The organism is Ancylomarina longa, from assembly GCF_003996985.1.
In the GTDB taxonomy this organism is placed as follows: Bacteria; Bacteroidota; Bacteroidia; order Bacteroidales; family Marinifilaceae; genus Ancylomarina_A; species Ancylomarina_A longa.
The window spans coordinates 1-18,637 of sequence record NZ_RJJX01000008.1 but is presented as its reverse complement, the minus strand read 5'-3'; the positions used below and the strand labels follow the sequence as shown (position 1 = coordinate 18,637).

At 35.9% G+C, this 18,637-nt stretch carries 17 protein-coding genes and 1 rRNA gene; 5 read left to right on the top strand and 13 right to left on the bottom strand.

What is annotated here, in order from left to right:
* Positions 1-14: 14 nt before the first annotated feature.
* Both DLK05_RS07610 and thpR read right to left on the bottom strand, forming a co-directional pair.
* Positions 15-665 (bottom strand): MBL fold metallo-hydrolase, encoded by a 651-nt coding sequence (locus tag DLK05_RS07610; protein WP_127343417.1) that lies wholly within the window; start codon positions 663-665, stop codon positions 15-17.
* Between the two features lie 131 nt (positions 666-796).
* Positions 797-1,372: an RNA 2',3'-cyclic phosphodiesterase gene (gene thpR / locus DLK05_RS07605; protein ID WP_127343416.1), complete on the bottom strand. Its 576-nt coding sequence runs from the start codon at positions 1,370-1,372 to the stop codon at positions 797-799.
* Positions 1,373-1,496: 124 nt separating this feature from the next.
* On the opposite strand from thpR, the gene elbB reads away from it, so the two are divergent.
* Entirely contained in the window at positions 1,497-2,150 is a 654-nt protein-coding gene (gene elbB / locus DLK05_RS07600; protein WP_127343415.1) for an isoprenoid biosynthesis glyoxalase ElbB, read from the top strand.
* 94 nt (positions 2,151-2,244) lie between these two features.
* A complete protein-coding gene (locus tag DLK05_RS07595) occupies positions 2,245-2,799 on the top strand; it encodes a hypothetical protein (RefSeq protein ID WP_127343414.1) in 555 nt (184 codons plus the stop codon).
* On the opposite strand, the gene DLK05_RS07590 is transcribed toward DLK05_RS07595, so the two are convergent.
* The 3 genes from DLK05_RS07590 to DLK05_RS07580 all read right to left on the bottom strand — a co-directional run bounded on the left by DLK05_RS07590 (position 2,800) and on the right by DLK05_RS07580 (position 5,394).
* A complete protein-coding gene (locus tag DLK05_RS07590) occupies positions 2,800-3,897 on the bottom strand; it encodes a TIGR04133 family radical SAM/SPASM protein (RefSeq protein ID WP_127343413.1) in 1,098 nt (365 codons plus the stop codon). It lies immediately after the preceding gene.
* Positions 3,894-4,340: a radical SAM-associated putative lipoprotein gene (locus DLK05_RS07585; protein ID WP_127343412.1), complete on the bottom strand. Its 447-nt coding sequence runs from the start codon at positions 4,338-4,340 to the stop codon at positions 3,894-3,896. The genes DLK05_RS07590 and DLK05_RS07585 overlap by 4 nt, the downstream gene beginning before the upstream one ends.
* 424 nt (positions 4,341-4,764) lie before the next feature.
* Positions 4,765-5,394, bottom strand: coding sequence for a DUF4294 domain-containing protein (locus DLK05_RS07580; RefSeq protein WP_127343411.1), 630 nt, complete (start codon positions 5,392-5,394; stop codon positions 4,765-4,767).
* 148 nt (positions 5,395-5,542) lie between these two features.
* Between DLK05_RS07580 and ggt the strand changes: the two genes are divergently transcribed.
* The 3 genes from ggt to DLK05_RS07565 all read left to right on the top strand — a co-directional run bounded on the left by ggt (position 5,543) and on the right by DLK05_RS07565 (position 9,508).
* Entirely contained in the window at positions 5,543-7,231 is a 1,689-nt protein-coding gene (gene ggt, locus DLK05_RS07575) for a gamma-glutamyltransferase (RefSeq protein ID WP_127343410.1), read from the top strand.
* A gap of 240 nt (positions 7,232-7,471) precedes the next feature.
* The gene (locus DLK05_RS07570) at positions 7,472-8,761 is read left to right on the top strand and encodes an arginine deiminase (RefSeq protein WP_127343409.1); all 1,290 of its coding nucleotides are present in this window, start codon (positions 7,472-7,474) and stop codon (positions 8,759-8,761) included.
* Between the two features lie 216 nt (positions 8,762-8,977).
* A complete protein-coding gene (locus DLK05_RS07565; RefSeq protein WP_127343408.1) occupies positions 8,978-9,508 on the top strand; it encodes an RNA methyltransferase in 531 nt (176 codons plus the stop codon).
* Between the two features lie 8 nt (positions 9,509-9,516).
* Here DLK05_RS07565 and DLK05_RS07560 read toward each other — a convergent pair whose 3' ends face one another.
* From DLK05_RS07560 to rrf, 8 genes are all read right to left on the bottom strand, one after another.
* Positions 9,517-10,326, bottom strand: a complete 810-nt coding sequence (locus DLK05_RS07560; RefSeq protein ID WP_127343407.1) for an ATP-binding protein — start codon at positions 10,324-10,326, stop codon at positions 9,517-9,519.
* 127 nt (positions 10,327-10,453) lie between these two features.
* Positions 10,454-12,178: a tetratricopeptide repeat protein gene (locus tag DLK05_RS07555; protein ID WP_127343406.1), complete on the bottom strand. Its 1,725-nt coding sequence runs from the start codon at positions 12,176-12,178 to the stop codon at positions 10,454-10,456.
* A 114-nt stretch (positions 12,179-12,292) separates the two neighbouring features.
* A complete protein-coding gene (locus DLK05_RS07550) occupies positions 12,293-12,928 on the bottom strand; it encodes a deoxynucleoside kinase (protein WP_127343405.1) in 636 nt (211 codons plus the stop codon).
* 136 nt (positions 12,929-13,064) lie between these two features.
* The gene (locus DLK05_RS07545; protein WP_127343404.1) at positions 13,065-15,188 is read right to left on the bottom strand and encodes a prolyl oligopeptidase family serine peptidase; all 2,124 of its coding nucleotides are present in this window, start codon (positions 15,186-15,188) and stop codon (positions 13,065-13,067) included.
* Between the two features lie 64 nt (positions 15,189-15,252).
* Positions 15,253-15,741, bottom strand: a complete 489-nt coding sequence (locus DLK05_RS07540) for a hypothetical protein (RefSeq protein WP_127343403.1) — start codon at positions 15,739-15,741, stop codon at positions 15,253-15,255.
* 101 nt (positions 15,742-15,842) lie between these two features.
* The gene (gene pnp / locus DLK05_RS07535; RefSeq protein ID WP_127343402.1) at positions 15,843-17,975 is read right to left on the bottom strand and encodes a polyribonucleotide nucleotidyltransferase; all 2,133 of its coding nucleotides are present in this window, start codon (positions 17,973-17,975) and stop codon (positions 15,843-15,845) included.
* Between the two features lie 103 nt (positions 17,976-18,078).
* Positions 18,079-18,348, bottom strand: a complete 270-nt coding sequence (gene rpsO / locus DLK05_RS07530) for a 30S ribosomal protein S15 (protein ID WP_127343401.1) — start codon at positions 18,346-18,348, stop codon at positions 18,079-18,081.
* A gap of 205 nt (positions 18,349-18,553) precedes the next feature.
* Positions 18,554-18,637, bottom strand: a 5S ribosomal RNA gene (gene rrf, locus DLK05_RS07525); the annotation flags it as partial.

The following is an 18,637-nucleotide window of genomic DNA, read 5'->3' as shown; positions in this document are numbered from 1 at the left end:
GTATAGGAAAATTTTCAGCTCAATCCTTTCAAAAACACATTATTACGGCGTTCGTGACCAATACTTGTAGAACTTCCATGACCGGGATAAACCACCACCTCATCATCCAGTACCAAAAGCTTACTCTTAATACCCTCGATTAATTGTTCGTAATTTCCATAGGGCAAATCCGTCCGACCAATGCTTTCGCGAAACAATACATCACCTGCAATTAAAAATTTTTGCGCTTCGTTGTAAAACACGACATGACCGGGGGAATGACCGGGAACATGTAAAACCTTTAAATCTGAATTACCGAATTTAATAGTATCTCCTTCCTCTATAAAACCACCCAAATTAGGTGGTTCTACCACATTCTCTAATCCTAATCTAAAAGCATAATTTGGAGCTTCGGCCAACAAAAACTCATCCTCTTTATGGGCATAAGTAAGCAATCCAAACTGATCTTTCATAAACTGATTACCCAGAACATGATCGATATGCAGGTGCGTATTTAATTGTTTGACCAATTTCAGCCCATTTTTCTCCACAAAGTCAACCAATTTTTTGCCTTCTTCCTCGAAAAAAACACCACAATCAATTAATACTGCTTCCTTTGTTTCATCGTATAAGATATATGTGTTTTCCTGCCAGTGATTAAACACCAAAGTCTCTATTGTAATCATATAGGTTCAATTTTTAGTAGCCCAAATTTACATCTTCTCGCATATAAAAAAAAGAATACAGTTCGATTCATTAAAATAGAGAAAAAGATTTGGGTAAATCCATGCTTCATTTTTAGCAAGACATACAAAACCTATTCCATGCTATTTCCTAATTTAAATTGCTCTATCACCTTGTAAATCGGACCCGATTTTGTCAAAACACTCTCCATTAAAACAAAATGCCCAATCAGGACCTCCTTTTCCTGCCACGATTCATATTTCTTAAGAACTTTTTCTACCAACTTTGGATTTTGTACTCCATGCTTAATTCTTCCGAAGGTAAGATGCGGGAAAAAATGTGTAGCCTTAATTGGAGCGATATATTCCATTTGTTTTAAAATCTCTTTTTGCAAATCAAAAATAGTATTGCTAGTGTTCACTCCCAGCCATAAAATTCGAGGACGCTGAAGCGATGGAAAAGCACCCATCGATTTTAGTTGAATCGAAAATGGAGCTGAATTAGCAGCAATAACCTTCAATCTGTTTTTAATCATCGGAATTTTACGCGTATCTGTAGATCCCATAAAACCAAGGGTAATATGTATTCCATTTAAATCCACCCATTTGATTTGTTCCGAATCCAATTCTAATTGAACTTGTCGAAAAATCGCACGAATTTGATTGGTATTGGCTATCTTTATTGCTACGAATAAACGTTTACTTGTCATAGGTAAAGCTTATTGAAAAAATCTTTCTGAATATTTGTATGCCAATTTGGAACTACAAAATATCAGGAATATTACCTTTCATTAGATCAAATATCATTAACAATTAAAACTAAACCATATCGATATGAATTCAAAGAAAAAATTTGCAGTTGTATTATCGGGATGCGGTGTATATGATGGTTCCGAGATTCATGAAGCCACTTTATCCATGTATGCTATTTCAAAAAATGGTGGAGAATATCAGATTTTTGCACCGAATATCGACCAATATCACGTAATCAACCATCTTACAGGAGAAGAAATGGCAGAGAAACGAAATGTTTTGGTGGAAGCAGCTCGCATCGCACGAGGTAATATTAAAGATTTACAGGAATTCAGGGCAGCAGACTACGATGCCATCCTATTTCCTGGTGGATTTGGTGTGGCTAAAAACCTTTGTACTTTTGCCTTTAAAGGTGCCGATTGTGAGGTTAACGAGGATGTTGAACGTGTGTTAAAAGCAATGCATTCTGCAAGAAAGCCCATAGGTGCACTTTGTATTGCTCCGGCTTTAATTGCAAAAATACTGGGTGCGGTAGAAGTAACAATCGGGAACGATGCAGCAACTGCCGAAGCAATTACCAAAATGGGGGCTACGCACGTTAATACAGGGCATGGCGAAACTGTTTTTGATAAGGAAAACAAAATTGTTACGACTCCTTGTTATATGTTGGACGCTACCATAGCTCAAATAGGCGATGGAGCCGAAAATGTGGTTAAAACAATCATGGCTTTGTAAAATAAGCATTGCTGATATTAGCTTTTAGTGATGATATGCCACTAAAAGCCAATGCCTTTTACACTCACATTGAAAACCAATTCTCTCAAATTGTATGAAAAATCGGAATACTAAAGATGTTGCGGAAAACCACATCTACTCTTTTCTATTGTCAAATTTATCTTTGTTTGTAGCAATATTTTTTTCTTTGAATTCGGCTTCGGAGGTTGCGATCCTATTCTACGCACTTGCATTAAACCTATTTACCCATTGGTTTTTATTCTACACTTCGCGCAAAAAGAAGATGATTCATTTCTCGGAATATTACAACAACCTCATGATTGGAATTTATTGTGTAGCGGCATCTATTCCGGTCTTTCTCCTAATCTTTCCCTTATTATTCATGAATTCCGTTTCCAATCCCATCCTTTTATTATTGAGTTGGATTCTCTCCTTCCTTATTCATACGATACTAATAAAACGTTATGGTTGGGAAAGTCAAGCAGAGCAGCTATTCAGTGAATACCGCATGAATATCTCCGAGAAGAGAGAGGAGGCTTTTGAAAAGGTGAAAGAGTTTATCGATCAATCTGATCCAAAAAAATGTACAGATTATCTGAATAAATCAGAATTGTTTGATGAAAGGATTGAAGCTTATATAAAGGAATAATCATGTATTGATAGAATTCTCACCTTCCTGAATTCGTTTAAAATGACAGAAGAGCAAATCCTCATTCTTCTCATCACGTAAGTGTAAGCCATTGCCTTCGCAGTACCTGAAATAATCACAACTCGCACACACACCTTTCTTTGTCCAACTCCTGTCTCTGAATTTATCGTATCGGTTCTGCCAACAATCTTTAAGGCTATCCTGATAGATATTTCCCTGTGTGAAATTCGCACGTAAATTGGGACAGGCAGAAATTGATCCATCAACTAAAACGGAAGCAACATTGATTCCTGCACGACAGAAAAATAAATCATCTCTTACCTCCCCCTCATAATTTCCCAGAAATCCTTCGCACCCGTAATTCAATTGAATTCCTCCGGATTTTCGCTCCGCCTTGATAAAATCAAACAGACTTTTAAATTGGATAGAAGTAAGTTGCAAATCATCGTATCGTTTTGCTCTACCGATTGGGAATACAGTAAATATGCGCCATTCGCTCACCCCTTTCTCCATAAGGAAAGACTTCAACGTCCCTAATTCTTTTAAATTTTTTTGATTGGCACAGGTAACTACATCAAATTTTAAATCGGGAATTTTTGCCAAGAGCTCAATGGCACGAACAGCATTTTTAAAGCTATTCTTATTTCCCCGCAACCAATTATGCGCAGCTTCCATTCCATCCAGACTAATGGTTACGGCACGCAATCCGGCTTGAAGCAGCGACTGCAATCTTTGTTCATTTAGTCCCATTCCATTAGAAACCATTCCCCAGGGAAAACCTCTATCGTATAACTTTTGCCCGCAAATTTCCAGATCCTGACGTACGAGCGGCTCACCACCTGTAAATACAATCATGGTTTGGTGAGGATCCACGATATCCGATACATCGTCCACTGCGGCAATAAAATCATCTACCGGCATATCTTTTACCACAGCCTCCTTTTTACAATCGCTGCCACAGTGTAAACAATTTAGGTTACAACGCAGGGTACACTCCCAAAACAAATAATTAAGTTGATGAATTTTTGCAGCATTATGGCGATACTTTCGAAACAACTCCAGTGCAATTTTTTTGCGTAGCGGTATATCTGCAATCATTTTTGCTCGGCTTTCAGATTCACATTTACCTCTGTTGATGTTTCCCCTTCGTACCAGGAATCTCCATCAATATATTGTGGATTTACGAAACTGGCAGTAGTATCCTTCGGCTGATAGGCTCCATTTTCGCTACCATCCACATCCTTAAATCCCATAGCGAAATTCTGATTTCCAGGAAAATCGCTGATTTCGACCTCGTAAGCACCGTTTGCATCGGTAAAGGTAGTATCCTCTCGCATTACAACCCTGATATTGGGAATTTTCACATTGGTTTCGGAACTTACCACACCATGCACTTTAAAGGTAGCATGCGGTGTTCCATATTCCACTCTCGTATTATTAGATAGATCGCAGGAAGTAAGACTAAGGCTTGCTCCCATTCCAATTAAGGATAAGAAAATCGACAATAGCTTGTTGTACGATTTGTAGAATTTAATTTTCATAGCGTTGGGTTTTTCCTCTATGATGCATAAGATGTAAAAGGGTTGTATCCATATTCAAAATATCTCTCTAAAATAATTCTTAATTATTAGAAAAACTATAGTATTTGTTATACAAAAAGCTTATAAAAAAGCTGAATGAAGCAAATTACGGAAGACAATTCCACGACGAGAAACTTGTTTTATAAAGCATATCACCCCTTTTTAGATAAGAAGTTTGAATTCCTTAGTTTCCAGATTCGGAATCCAATTTTATCTGACTTTCTGGCACTTTTTTACAATTCCCCCAGCTTTTTAGCTTTTCCCCGCACTTTTGTCGGACTTTCTGTCGCTCCGGAGCAATTTTCCCGCGCTTTTTAAGAATTTCCCCAACTCCTAAGATATTTTCCATCATTTTCTTCTCTCCGCCACAGCTTTTGGGCAATTTTTATCTATCGATTTTAGGAGGACGCAATTCTCCTCGTTTCATTCTATCCAGAATCTCTTCCACCATCCAGTCCTTGCCTAGAGGATCGTATTCTTCCTTTAAGGAGGAACCAAACATCACGGCCACCGACTGCCAAAAAAATGCGATAAAAGATCCCTTCAATTCTTTCAGATGATAATAACTGCTATTTCCGGTTTCCCGATCGATTAATTTCATCAGCAAACGTCCCTGCGAAATTTTTAGTTTCATCAAAGGTTTCTTGTATTCCTTCATCAAGCCATTGTATTCTTTACGAATAAGTTTTCGTCTATCGCGTTTAGAATGCAGCTTCTCCAATTGCTTGTTCAAGTCTATAATGGTGGTATTAGCAGCTTCGGCATAAGGGTAAACAAGCCTAATATTGCGAACCGTACGCCAATACTTTCGCGTATTTCGGTAGTACTTTCTTTTTCTTCTTTTATAGCGTTTAATTTTCACTTCATCAAGCTTCACATGAAGCATCGAGTCCGGATAAACAATTGTATCCTGAATAAGATTAGACTTAATAATCTCCGGTTTAACTTCTGCTAAAACATTCGTAAACAGATGTATTAACACGAACCAAACCAAGATTTTCACACCGTATTTCATCAACTTTACCTTTTACCCTTCAAAGATAATCTTTTCCTATCTTTAATACCGAAAAACAAATATTTGGTCTTATGACTTATCCTTGCTTCTCCAAACACACAATACTTATCAATAAGTATTTGCAACACATTCAACCAAAATTTAAACCATGAAAAAAAACCTACCCTTATTCTTCCTTTTCTTTTGCACGATGCACAGCATTGCACAAGATCGCATTACCGGACTTCCCTTTGCCAGTCGATCCGAAGTGATTTCTCAACATGGCATGGCCTGTACCAGTCAACCATTAGCTACACAAGTTGCCCTTGATATTTTAAAAAAAGGAGGTAATGCAGTAGATGCTGCCATTGCTGCAGATGCAACACTAGGTTTAATGGAACCCACCGGCAGTGGAATCGGTGGCGATATTTTTGTGATTATCTGGGATGCGAAGACAAAAAAATTATACGGCTTAAATGGCAGTGGAAGATCACCTAAAAGTTTGAGTCTAGAATACTTTATAGACCATGGCTACAAAAAAATCCCTTCCTATGGTCCGCTTCCGGTATCGGTTCCTGGTTGTGTGGATGGTTGGTTCAGTCTACACAACAGATTTGGGAGTATAGATATGAAACAAATTCTGCAACCAGCCATCGACTATGCCCGAAATGGCTTTCCTGTAAGTGAATTAATATCCTATTATATGACTGCCAACGCCAAACGCTTGAAAAAATATAAAGGATTTGCCAAAACCTACATTCATAATGGAAAAATGCCACAGAAAGGAGATGTATTTAAAAATCCTTATTTAGCCAATACTTATGAAAAAATAGCAACAGGTGGACGAGATGCTTTTTACGAAGGTGAAATTGCAAGAACCATTGCCCGTTATATGAAAGAACAAGGTGGTTTTCTTACCTATGAGGATTTAGCATCACATCATTCCGAATGGGTTAAGCCTATCTCCATTAACTATCGTGGTTATGATATATGGGAACTACCACCCAATGGACAGGGTACTGCTGCTCTGGAAATCTTAAATATTTTAGAACAATATGATATTACAAGTATGGGATTTGGCAGTACGGACTACCTTCACACTTTTATCGAAGCTAAAAAACTAGCTTTTGAAGATCGTGCAAAATTCTATTGTGATCCTGAATTCGCCGATATTCCTTTAGATCAATTGATATCAAAGAGCTATGCAAAAGAACGCAAACAGCTCATCGATCCCGAAAAAGCTGCCCTATCCTATCCCTCAGGAGAACTGGAACAGGGCAATACTATTTATCTTACTGTTGCTGATAAGGAGGGGAATATGGTATCGCTCATACAAAGCAATTATCGTGGCATGGGCTCGGGAATGACTCCCGATAGTTTGGGTTTTGTATTACAGGACAGAGGTGAATTATTCAGTCTGGAAAAAGGACATGCGAATGTATTTGAACCCGGAAAGCGACCTTTTCACACCATCATTCCGGCATTTATTACCAAGGATGGTAAACCATATATCAGCTTTGGACTAATGGGAGGAGCCATGCAACCACAGGGACATGCTCAGATTGTAGTAAATTTAATTGATTTTGGTATGAACTTGCAGGAAGCCGGAGATGCTCCCCGAATCAGGCACAGCGGTGATTCTCAACCTACCGGTGGCAAAATGACCGATGGCGGCTGGATCAGTGTAGAATCGGGAATCCCCTACCAGAGTATTCGCGAACTAATCAAGAAAGGACACCGGATTAAATTCGATGCCGGAGGATACGGTGGTTATCAAGCTATCCTCTACGATGAAGCAAGAGGTGTTTATTTTGGCGCTTCCGAATCGAGAAAAGATGGTCAAGCAGCCGGATATTAGGAAGTGGAGTTATACCATGAGATATAAATGAGTTATATTTTACATATCACCCCTATTTAATTCAATAGAAGCAATATGTGTATCAACCAATAATTAAACCTATTCGATGCTGTTGTAGAAAACACAAAATTTACTTAACGCAATCCTTTTCAATACCCTTTATTTTTATTTCTTTTGCACATCAAAATGATATTTTACACAACAAACAAATAGAAATAAACAAGACTTAATAGATCAGGCATGGAGAATTATGTAGAGTTAAATGTTAGATCGGAGATTGGTGAATTAGAAGGAGTTATCCTTCATACTCCGGGCTCGGAAGTCGAGAATATGACACCTGAAAATGCCGAAAGAGCACTTTATAGCGATATATTAAATCTGGCAGTAGCAAGAGAAGAATATAAGCAATTGAGCAGCGTTCTGTCTACTGTTGCCCAAACCTATCAGGTAAAGGATCTCCTTACTACGGTACTAGGGAACGAAAAGGCAAAAGAGGCTATAGTAGATAAGGTTTGTCTTATGGAGCCACAAGTTGGTGTGAAAGGAAACACCTACTGCATTAAAGATTATCTTTTGGATCAGGAGCCTGCGGTATTGGCATCCTTACTAATCGAAGGAGTACCTTTAAAGGCAGATAATTTGACCAAATTTTTAAGCAAAGAACGTTATGCCATGCGTCCGCTTCATAATTTCTTCTTCACACGCGATGCATCTATGTCGGTTGTTGATGAAGTATTGATTGGAAAGATGGCCAATTCGGTTCGTGATCGGGAATCCCTGATTATGCAATCCATTTTCGATTATATTCCCGGATTTAAGACAAAAACAGTGAATCCAATTGACAATCCTGCCTTAGATTCAGCATGTACGATTGAAGGCGGGGATGTTTTGATTGCCCGTGATGATATTTTGATTATTGGTAATGGCACCAGAACTTCAACGCAAGGAATTGATTTTATATTAGCTCAACTACTTACACAAAAGGAAAAACGCCAACGCCATATTTTAGTTCAGGAATTACCGAGTCATCCGGAATCTTTTATCCATTTAGATATGGTATTTACATTATTGGATGTTGATAAATGCATGGTCTATGAGCCATTAATTCTTCGTCCGAACAAATACCAAACTGTACATATCACTATCGAAAATGGAAAGGTATTAAACATTGTTCACGAAAATAATCTCTTGGAAGCTTTAAAAAAATTAGGTATGGATTTAAAGCCTATTTATTGTGGTGGCAATGGAGATCCTTGGAATCAGGAAAGAGAACAATGGCATAGTGGAGCTAACTTTTTTGCTATTGGACCGGGTAAAGTGCTTGGTTACGGAAGAAACATCCACACTATGGAGGCAATGAATAAAAATGGCTTTGAAATCCTTCGTGCTAAGGATATTATTCGTCATAAAATTGAGCTTTCTGATTACGAAAAATATGTAATTACAATTGAAGGTTCAGAACTACCACGAGGCGGTGGTGGAGCTCGTTGTATGACTATGCCAGTCCGTCGTAAACCTGTTAATTGGTAAAGATTTATAGAAATAATTTACAAAAGGAATCCTAATCGGGTTCCTTTTTTTATTTTTGTATCCTATTTTAAAGGATTATATAGCTTAATAAGGCAAACTAAGTTGATTGTAAAGATCATAGAATGACTGACAATTATTCGTTGACTAGCTTTTAAATTGGACAACAGTCTAATCCTTTTATTGCAATAACAATTAACTACGCAGCAGTATAACCAAATGAGAAAACTTAAAAACAGCGAATTAAATCGCAAGAGTGTTGAGGAATTCAAACAATCCGAGAAAAATCCAATTATCATTGTATTAGACAATGTTAGAAGCATGAATAATATTGGATCGGTATTTCGTACCTCAGATGCACTTTTGATTGATTCTGTCTATTTATGTGGAATTACTGCTACCCCACCTCACCGCGATTTGCATAAAACAGCTCTTGGTGCCGAAGATTCAGTCCAATGGGAATATTTTAAAGATACTGAAGATGCCCTTACTAAATTAAGGGAGAAAGACTTTGAAATCTATTCTGTTGAGCAAGCTGAAAATAGTATTTCTTTGGAAGCTTTTAATGCTGATCCCACCAAAAAGTATGCATTAATTTTCGGCAACGAAATAAAAGGCGTTCAGCAAAAAATTGTTGATTTATCTGACGGATGTATTGAGATTCCACAATATGGAACCAAACATTCCTTTAATATCTCAGTGAGCTGCGGTATTGTACTTTGGGATCTTTTTGCAAAGCTTAAATTCTAAAAACACAATTAACCCAGATTAAATTCCAGCGTAATGATAGTGCCCGGGAATGATCTTTCGTAGGTTTTTGAAAATGAGCGGTGCTTTACCTGTTTCCATACACCATTTCCAGATACAATCTGAATTTTACCTTGATTTTGTTCGATGAATTGACGAATGGTATTTAGTCCGATTCCCTTTTGTTTTTCCGACTTCGAAGAAGTACCATCGTGAACAGCCCAATCTATTGCATCCACACCATTTAAAATTTTTCCTTCATCTGTCCTTGCAATATCTCTTATCGTTTTTCCTTGATCCACAATACTTATAAATAATTTATTATTATACACCGAGAAAAAATGAGCTATAAATACCTCCTTACAATCGCTATGTACAAAGGCATTTCTAAATGTTTCCGCAACGCATAATTCTATCGCCATTTTAAGTTGTGGATTTGTAGTTATTTCAGGGCGATTCGGAAAAATTTTATTTTCCAGATAATCCGATAACAATTCCTCGTCGGCTGACGTGAAGCATTGACTTTTTACCAGACATTTCCATATCCGCTTTTGTGCATGCTTATTTTCCAGCTTTTTAATATTGAATAAATTCTGAATCGAATCCTGCATACCTGTAAAACGAATCTTATTGCGTCGCCTTTCCCAAAAAGCTATCAGACAAGAAAGCACCGCAAAAAGATTAGATTCAAACAATTTTGTCTCCTCAAAATCAAGAACAATCTCCTGGTTATAGCAAGCTTTGGTTTGTGCATATAAATCTGAAAACAATACAACACCCTGAAAATTATTAGTCACCTTCTTTGGAATTTTAATTACCATATGCTTGTTTTTTTATTCTTGACTCTTAATTAAACAGATTAAAACAACAATTTCAATTCGTCTCTATGCTATCGTTAAAAAAAGCGAACCCCAAAGGATTCGCTTTAATATATCGTGTAATTATTAATTACTCAACAATAGCTTTGAATTTTGCATCTTCAAAAACTTTTACAAATTCCATATCAGTTTTTGCAGTGGCTTTCAATGAAGCATCTTTCGCAACAGCAGTTTCCAAATTAGTAAATACTAAATTGTTATTGTTAGTTCTTGCACCAACAACTGCTTTTAAGTAATATACCATAGCATCGTCGCTAGTATTTGCATTTAGCTTATCTAAAGCAACATTGTATTTACCAACAAGAATGTTAGCTAAAGCAGCATTTGCAGCAGTACACTCTCCGAATTGCTTAACAGCAGTATCATACTGAGCTTTTTTAACAGCAACAATACCTAAGTTGTAGTTCACTTCGTTTCCTGCACCAGTGGCAGCACCAAAAAGAACTTCTGCATCATCAATATTACCTTTTACCAATTCAACAGCTCCCATATTGTTTTTCACAATAGGATTATTAGAAGACAATTGGTCAGCTTTTTCGAAATTAGCTTTAGCTTCATCAACTTTATTCATTCCGAATAAAATCATACCAGCATCATTGTATCCTCTCCAATCTTTAGGAAATTGTTTCTTAGCAGCTTCATAAGCAGCTAATTTTTCATCAGCAGAATTTAATAAAGAAGCAGCAAATAATAATTCTTCTACATTCAATTCCGAAGGATTACTCATTACAAGAGACTTCAATTGTTCGTCAGTCTTTCCGATAAGATCAACACTCACAATAAATTTAGCTCTTCTTAATTTAGGTAAAACTTGTTCTTTTACTTCATCAAAAGCAGCAGAAATATTTCTGATTTCTTTTTCACGTACTTCAGGATCTGAATACATAGAAAGAACACGAAGAATTAATTCTTTATCCTGAATGTTAGAAGCTTTCATTAATTTCTGGAATCCTTCCCAATCTTCAGGAGTTACTTTAGATTTGAATAAGTCTTCAGCAGAATAAGCTTCCATGTCAGCTTTCTTCATTGCTTTCTTGATATACTTAGAAGAAGAAACTTCACGGTTATTGGCTAATTTTGCATTCCAATCTTGTTTTCCATCAGGAGAAGCATACGCATCTACCTCAATTCCTTTGTAATCTTTATTTTCATCTGCTTTCACAGTATTCAAATATTCCTTAAGAGAAGCAATATCTTCATCTTTCATCTCAGACCAACGTACTTTTGAGCTATTGATTAGATAATGGAGATCAGCCTCTTTGCTTTCAGGAATAATTCTTTGGAAAGCATCTTTACCAATAATGTTACGAGGAGCATTTTGTACTAGAGTTGCAGTTGCAATAACACCATCTGCAATTTTATAAGGATCAAATTCAACCGATTTTTCACCTTTACTAGCAGTCATTCTCACCTCAAGGTCAGAAATTCTCATGGCATTCTCATAAGGGATTTTGCCAGTGTAGGTAATGGTTTTACCTATTTCGAAAGGAACAACAGTATTGTTTCCTTGAACTTTTTCACCTTGTAAAGTTTTGGAAGCGAATGCTTTTTCACCACCATCATACTTAAGGACAGGAGTTGCAACAACAACTGCACTCTTGTTGAAATACTTTGCAGGAATGTTTACAGTAACTTTTACATCAACCATATCAGCGTGAGCTTCCAAAACTTCAGGAGTCACTTGATACTTGATATTACTAGCTTCCTTTTTCATTTTATTAAGTCCGGCACAACTTGTAAGTACCACACCTGCTAAAGCTAAAGAAGCCAAAGAAATAAGCTTTGATCTTTTCATAACAACTACTTAATTATTTTAATTTTAAAATTATAATCTAGTTCAGAAGCAAATTTAAGAAAATTTTATGCAAATTAAATCGATTCGATATTTTAATTTGACAGCACAGGGTTTTCAGAGTATCACCCTATTGACTCCATACTTGCATTTAGTTTGAAAAATTGCATTTAATACTTTCCTATAATCCTCCTCATTATTTACAAAGTCTATTTTATTAGTATCGATAATCAAAAACTTTAAATCCTGCTGCTGCTTAAAAAAATCGAAATAACTTTCCTGTATTTTCCGTAGATAATCGGCAGAAATATCCTGTTCATATTCCCTGCCTCTATTCTTTATATTTTGTAGTAGATGATCTGCGTCTGTATGTAAATATACATACAAATCGGGTTTTGGTAAGGAATTATATATGATGTGAAAAAACTGTCGATACAAGCTATATTCATCATCCTGAAGAGTTTGCTTTGAAAAAATCAAGGATTTCATAAAATAGTAATCCGAGATGGTAAAAGATTTAAATAAATCTCTTTCGCTTAATTCTTTTTTTAACTGATTATATCTATCTGCAAGAAAAGACATTTCAAGTGGAAAGGAATATTTTTCAGGATCCTTATAAAATTTTGGCAAGAAAGGATTCTCTGCATATTGCTCCAAAATAAGTTTAGCGTTAAACTCGCTAGCAATTTTGTGAGAAAGAGAGGTTTTTCCAGCTCCAATATTTCCTTCAATTACGATAAAATTATAATCCATTAAAACAGCATTACAGATTTGGAGACATAAAAATAGAAAATGAGGAACAAATATCAGTCTTTTTATTAAAAAAAAGAGGAGAGATTGCCAATAAAATATCAACAAAATCTCCTCTATAATTATTTTAATAATTCAACTATTTCATAAACTTAGGAGTAAGTTCCATATTATAAAATATAAAGGACCAAATATCAGTATATTCTTCAATTTGTTTTGATGTTGGCATTCCACCTCCATGCCCCGCTTTTGATTCTATTCTAATTAAAACAGGATTTTCACCATGGTATTTTTCCTGCAATGTTGCAATATATTTGAAAGAATGTGCTGGTACAACTCTGTCATCATGATCAGCTGTTGTAACTAAAATAGCAGGGTACTTAATCTTTTCAGTAATGTTGTGGATAGGAGAATAAGCATACAAATAATCGAACATCTCTTTGCTATCAGAGCTGGTACCATAATCTCCAGCCCATGACCAGCCTATTGTAAATTTATTGTATCTCAACATATCCATTACTCCTACTTCAGGTATCGCCACTTTAAATAAATCAGGTCTTTGATTTATCACTGCACCTACCAAAAGACCTCCATTTGACCCACCTTTCAATACGAGTTTTTCTGGATTTGTATAATTCTCTTTAATCAGATATTCGGCAGCAGCAATACAGTCGTCAAAAACATTTTGCTTATTCATTTTAGTACCAGCAGTATGCCATTTTTCACCATATTCTCCTCCACCTCGTAAATTAGCCAAAGCGAATACTCCACCATTTTCCAACCAAACCATTCGTCTTGGGGTAAAATATGGAGTCAAACTTATATCAAATCCTCCGTAACCATACAATAAGCATGGATTTGATCCATCTAATTTAACACCTTTTTTATGCACGATAAACATAGGAACTTTTGTCCCGTCTTTACTGGTATAGAATTTTTGCTCTGTCACAAAATCATCCGGATCGAAATTAATTTTAGGCTGATAGAATATTTCAGATTTACCGATAGTAAAATCATATTTATATGCGATACTTGGAGTAGTAAATGAGGTATAACTATAAAAGGCAATTTTATCTTCTTTTTTACCTGAAAAACTACCCACCGTACCTATACCGGGCATCTCCAATTTTGATTCAAACTTGCCGTTCAAATTCAAAATCTCAATTTCAGAGTAAGCATCTTTCATATAACTAGCCACAATTTTACCACCTGCAAGGTTCACGTCATGCAAAACATTCTCCTTTTCAGGGATAACTTCCTCCCAATTTTCCTTAGTTGGCCTATTTATATCTACGGCTACCAATCTGTTTTTGGGAGCTCCTTCGTTGGTAAACATTAGAAATTTACCGTCAACATCGTCAATTATAGAGTGTTTTTTTTGTAAGTCATCTGTAATTAACTGTATAGATGATCCTTTTTTAGTAAGATCTTTAAAATACAATCCATTTCCATTACTGGCCCCCATCTCCGAAATAATCAAATATTTCTGATCGTCCGTTACTGTCGCTCCATATAATCTCTTCGGATATTTTTCATTTTGATATATCAATTGGTCATTTTCTTGCGAATCGCCCAATTTATGATAATATATTTTGTGGTATTCATTAGAATTGGAAAGTGCCCCACCTTCTTCCGGAGCATTATACCGAGAATAAAAAAATCCATTTTGATACCATGCAACCCCAGTAAATTTGAGCCACATCAAATGATCATTTAGATCTTCACCAGTTTTAATATTACGAACATACAATTCGTTCCAATCGGAACCTGATCGAGCAATACGATAAGCTAAATACTTACTATCCTCAGAAACTGCAATTCCCGAAAGAGCAACAGTACCATCCTCTGATAGTTGATTAGGGTCAAGCAGAATTCTGGCTGTGTCTTTCAAAGAGTTCTGAACATATAACACATATTGATCTTGTAAACCGTTATTCCGATAATGAAAATAAAGATTTCCTTTTTTAAAGGGAACTCCAACCTTAGGATAATTCCAAAGAGCAGTCAGTCGTTTTTTAATTTTATTTCTATACGGAATTTTTGAAAGATAATTGTTCGTAACATTATTTTCAGCGATCACCCATTCTTTGGTTTCTGTTGAATTATCATCTTCCAACCAACGATAAGGATCTTGAACCTTAGTATCGAAATAAGTATCAAGAGTATCTACTTTTTTGGTCAGGGGATAATTCATTTTTGATACAGGACTCGAGCAGGCTCCAATCATCAGGCAAGTTAGTGTTAGCAATGCAATTTTTTCCATTTTGTGCGCTATTGTATTTATTGATGAATTAATCGTTTAATTTAATTAATCGCTCAATTAAATCCTAAATTTGTTTTCCCTGACTACGGTATTTTTTATCCTTATTATATCCAAGAATATTCCCAACAAACAGCCCTGCTCCTACACACATAAAAAAAAGTGAAGGATTAAAATAATAATACCATCCATAGGTCAATAACAAGCCAAATACACTACCAACAAGAGTATAAATAGCCGTGTAGGTATAGGTAAAATGAAATGCCTGATAAATGTCATGTTGCTTCTTCAGATGTATGATCAATTTTTCCACTCGTTTTTCATATTCACTTTTATTTACTCCGGATTTATTAATTAGTCTATCCAAATCATCAACGAGTATTTCCAATTCCGATTTTGCATATTTGCAGTCCAAGCATAAATTTTGCTTGTGAAGTAGTGCTGCAATTTTTTTCAATTTTTCTATCTGATAAAATCTGTAATCCCTTTTTGATATGAAACTTTCAACTTGGGTATCAATCTTATTCTCTATATATTCGATCCAATTATCTTTCATGATTCAAGGTTTAAAATTTAGCAATCAAAGATAAGTATTCCGTCTATAGAAAAAAAAATCCCGGAACGAATCCAGGATTTATATATTAAAATCGAAAAAATCTATTTTTCTTTCTTCTCAGGCTTTGGTAATAATACTTTTCTTGAAAGTTTTAATTTTCCTGATTTAGCATCTACCTCAATCAACTTTACCTCGACTTCCTGTCCTTCTTTCAAAACTTCATCAACGGTATTTAATCTGCGATGTTCAATTTCTGAGATATGTAATAATCCATCTTTACCAGGTAAGATTTCAACAAAAGCACCAAAAGTAACAATTGATTTAACTTTTCCTTTATAAATAGTACCAACTTCAGGTACAGCTACTATACCTTTCACTCTTGCCAAAGCAGCATCAATAGACTTCTTATCATTTGCTGAAATGTCAACGACGCCTTTACCGTCAACTTCTTCAATAACAATAACAGCCCCTGTTGATTCCTGAATCTCTTGAATAATTTTTCCACCAGGACCAATCACGGCACCAATCATATCTTTTGGAATATCAATAGAAATAATTCGTGGAGCGTGTGGTTTAAGATCTTCTCTAGGAGTTTCAATAGTTTCCAAAATTTTCCCAAGAATATGCATACGACCCAAACGAGCTTGTTCTAAAGCCTGCGCCAATACCTCGTATGGTAAACCATCAACTTTGATATCCATTTGAGTGGCAGTGATACCTTTTTCTGTTCCTGTCACTTTAAAGTCCATATCTCCCAAATGATCTTCATCACCTAAAATATCAGAAAGTACAGCATATTTTTTTGCACCTTCAGTAGAAATTAATCCCATTGCAATACCAGTAACTGGTCGTTTGATCTGAATACCTGCATCCATTAATGCTAGTGTTCCAGCACAGACAGTTGCCATGGAAGAGGAACCATTGGATTCTAAAATATCAGAGACAACGCGAATAGCATATGGAGAATCAGTAGGAATCATCCCTTTTAATGCTCTGAATGCTAAATTACCATGACCAACTTCTCTTCGACTAATACCACGAGTAGGTCTAGCATCTCCAGTAGAAAATGGAGGGAAATTGTAATGCAATACAAACTTCTCTTTTCCTCTGTACAAAACATCATCAACGATTTTCTCGTCTAATTTAGTACCTAATGTTACAGTTGTTAGTGATTGAGTTTCTCCTCTGGTAAAAACAGCAGAACCATGAGCACCAGGCAAATAATCAACTTCTGACCAAATAGGACGAATTTCGTTAGTTTTTCTACCATCTAAACGAACACGATCTTCCAACACCATATTTCTTACAGCATCTTTTTCCACATCATGATAATAACGTCCAATCAAACTCATATTAATATCTGAGTCCTCTTTACCTTCCGAATACCATGCAACAAACTCTTCTTTAACTTCAGAAAAAGAAGCAGAACGTTCATGCTTATTTGGATTTTGTCGGCGTGCTACTTCTAATACTTTATCGTAAGTCTTATCAATTATTAACTGACGAAGTTCATCGTCGTTTTCTTCATGACAATAATCTCTTTTCTCTGTACTCCCAACAAGTTCAGCCAACTCAACCTGTGCTTTACATTGAATTTTAATAGCTTCGTGAGCAACTTTGATGGCCTCAAGCATTTCTGCTTCCGACACTTCATCCATTTCTCCTTCTACCATCATGATATTATCCATTGTTGCTGCAACAATCATGTCAAGGTCTGCAACTTCCAATTCTGTTCTGGTAGGATTTATTTTATATTCACCATCAATTCTTGCAACCCGAACCTCTGATATAGCTTCCATAATTGGAATATCAGAAACAGCAAGTGCAGCAGAAGCTGCTAGTCCAGCTAATGCATCAGGCATAGCTTCTTCATCTGCAGAAATTAAATTAATGGTAACAAATGTTTCTGCATGATAATTTTCCGGGAATAGTGGGCGAAGAGCTCTATCCACAAGACGAGAAACAAGAATTTCATAATCTGAAGGTCTTCCTTCACGCTTCATAAATCCACCTGGAAAACGTCCAAATGAGCTAAATTTCTCTTTATAGTCGACTGACAATGGCATAAAATCCACATCAGGTCTAGCATCTTTAGCAGATACGACTGTAGCTAACAACATGGTCTTACCCATTTTCACTACAACAGATCCATCAGCTTGCTTAGCTAATTTTCCTGTTTCAATTGTGATGGACCTTCCATCACCTAATTCAATTATTTTTTCGATCACTTTCATCTTTGTGTAGTTAAATTCACACTTGTAATTTGGATAAGCAACAAGATGTCGCTATATATAAAAAGCAATCCCGATTAATTGGGATTGCTTTTTTAATATGATATTATTTACGAATATTTAAAGCTTTTATTATAGCTCTGTATCTTTCAATATCTTTTGCTTTAAGATAATCTAAAAAATTTCTTCTTTTACCTACAAGCAATTGCAGCGCACGTTGGGTACTGTAATCCTTTCTATTTTTCTTTAGATGCTCTGTTAGGTGAGCGATACGGTAAGAAAACAAGGCAACTTGAGATTCTGCAGCCCCAGTGTCTTTGTTAGACTTCCCGTACTTTTCGAAAAGCTCTTGCTTTTTTTCTGCTGATAAATACATAATTCTTTTATTTGAAAATTTAAACTTATTTAAATGATTGCAATACACAATCAATCTGCAAAATTAAGCAATATTTTCTTCTTACCAACATATCAAACAAAAACATTCCATCTATCTTTAAAATAGTCTGTATACAAGATAAACTAAGTTTGAGAAAGGGCAAAAAAAAAGAGTCTCATTCCATAAGGAATAAGACTCTTTTAAAGGTTGGCATCGACCTACTCTCCCACATCTCTGCAGTACCATCGGCGCTAACGGGCTTAACTTCTCTGTTCGGGAAGGGAAGAGG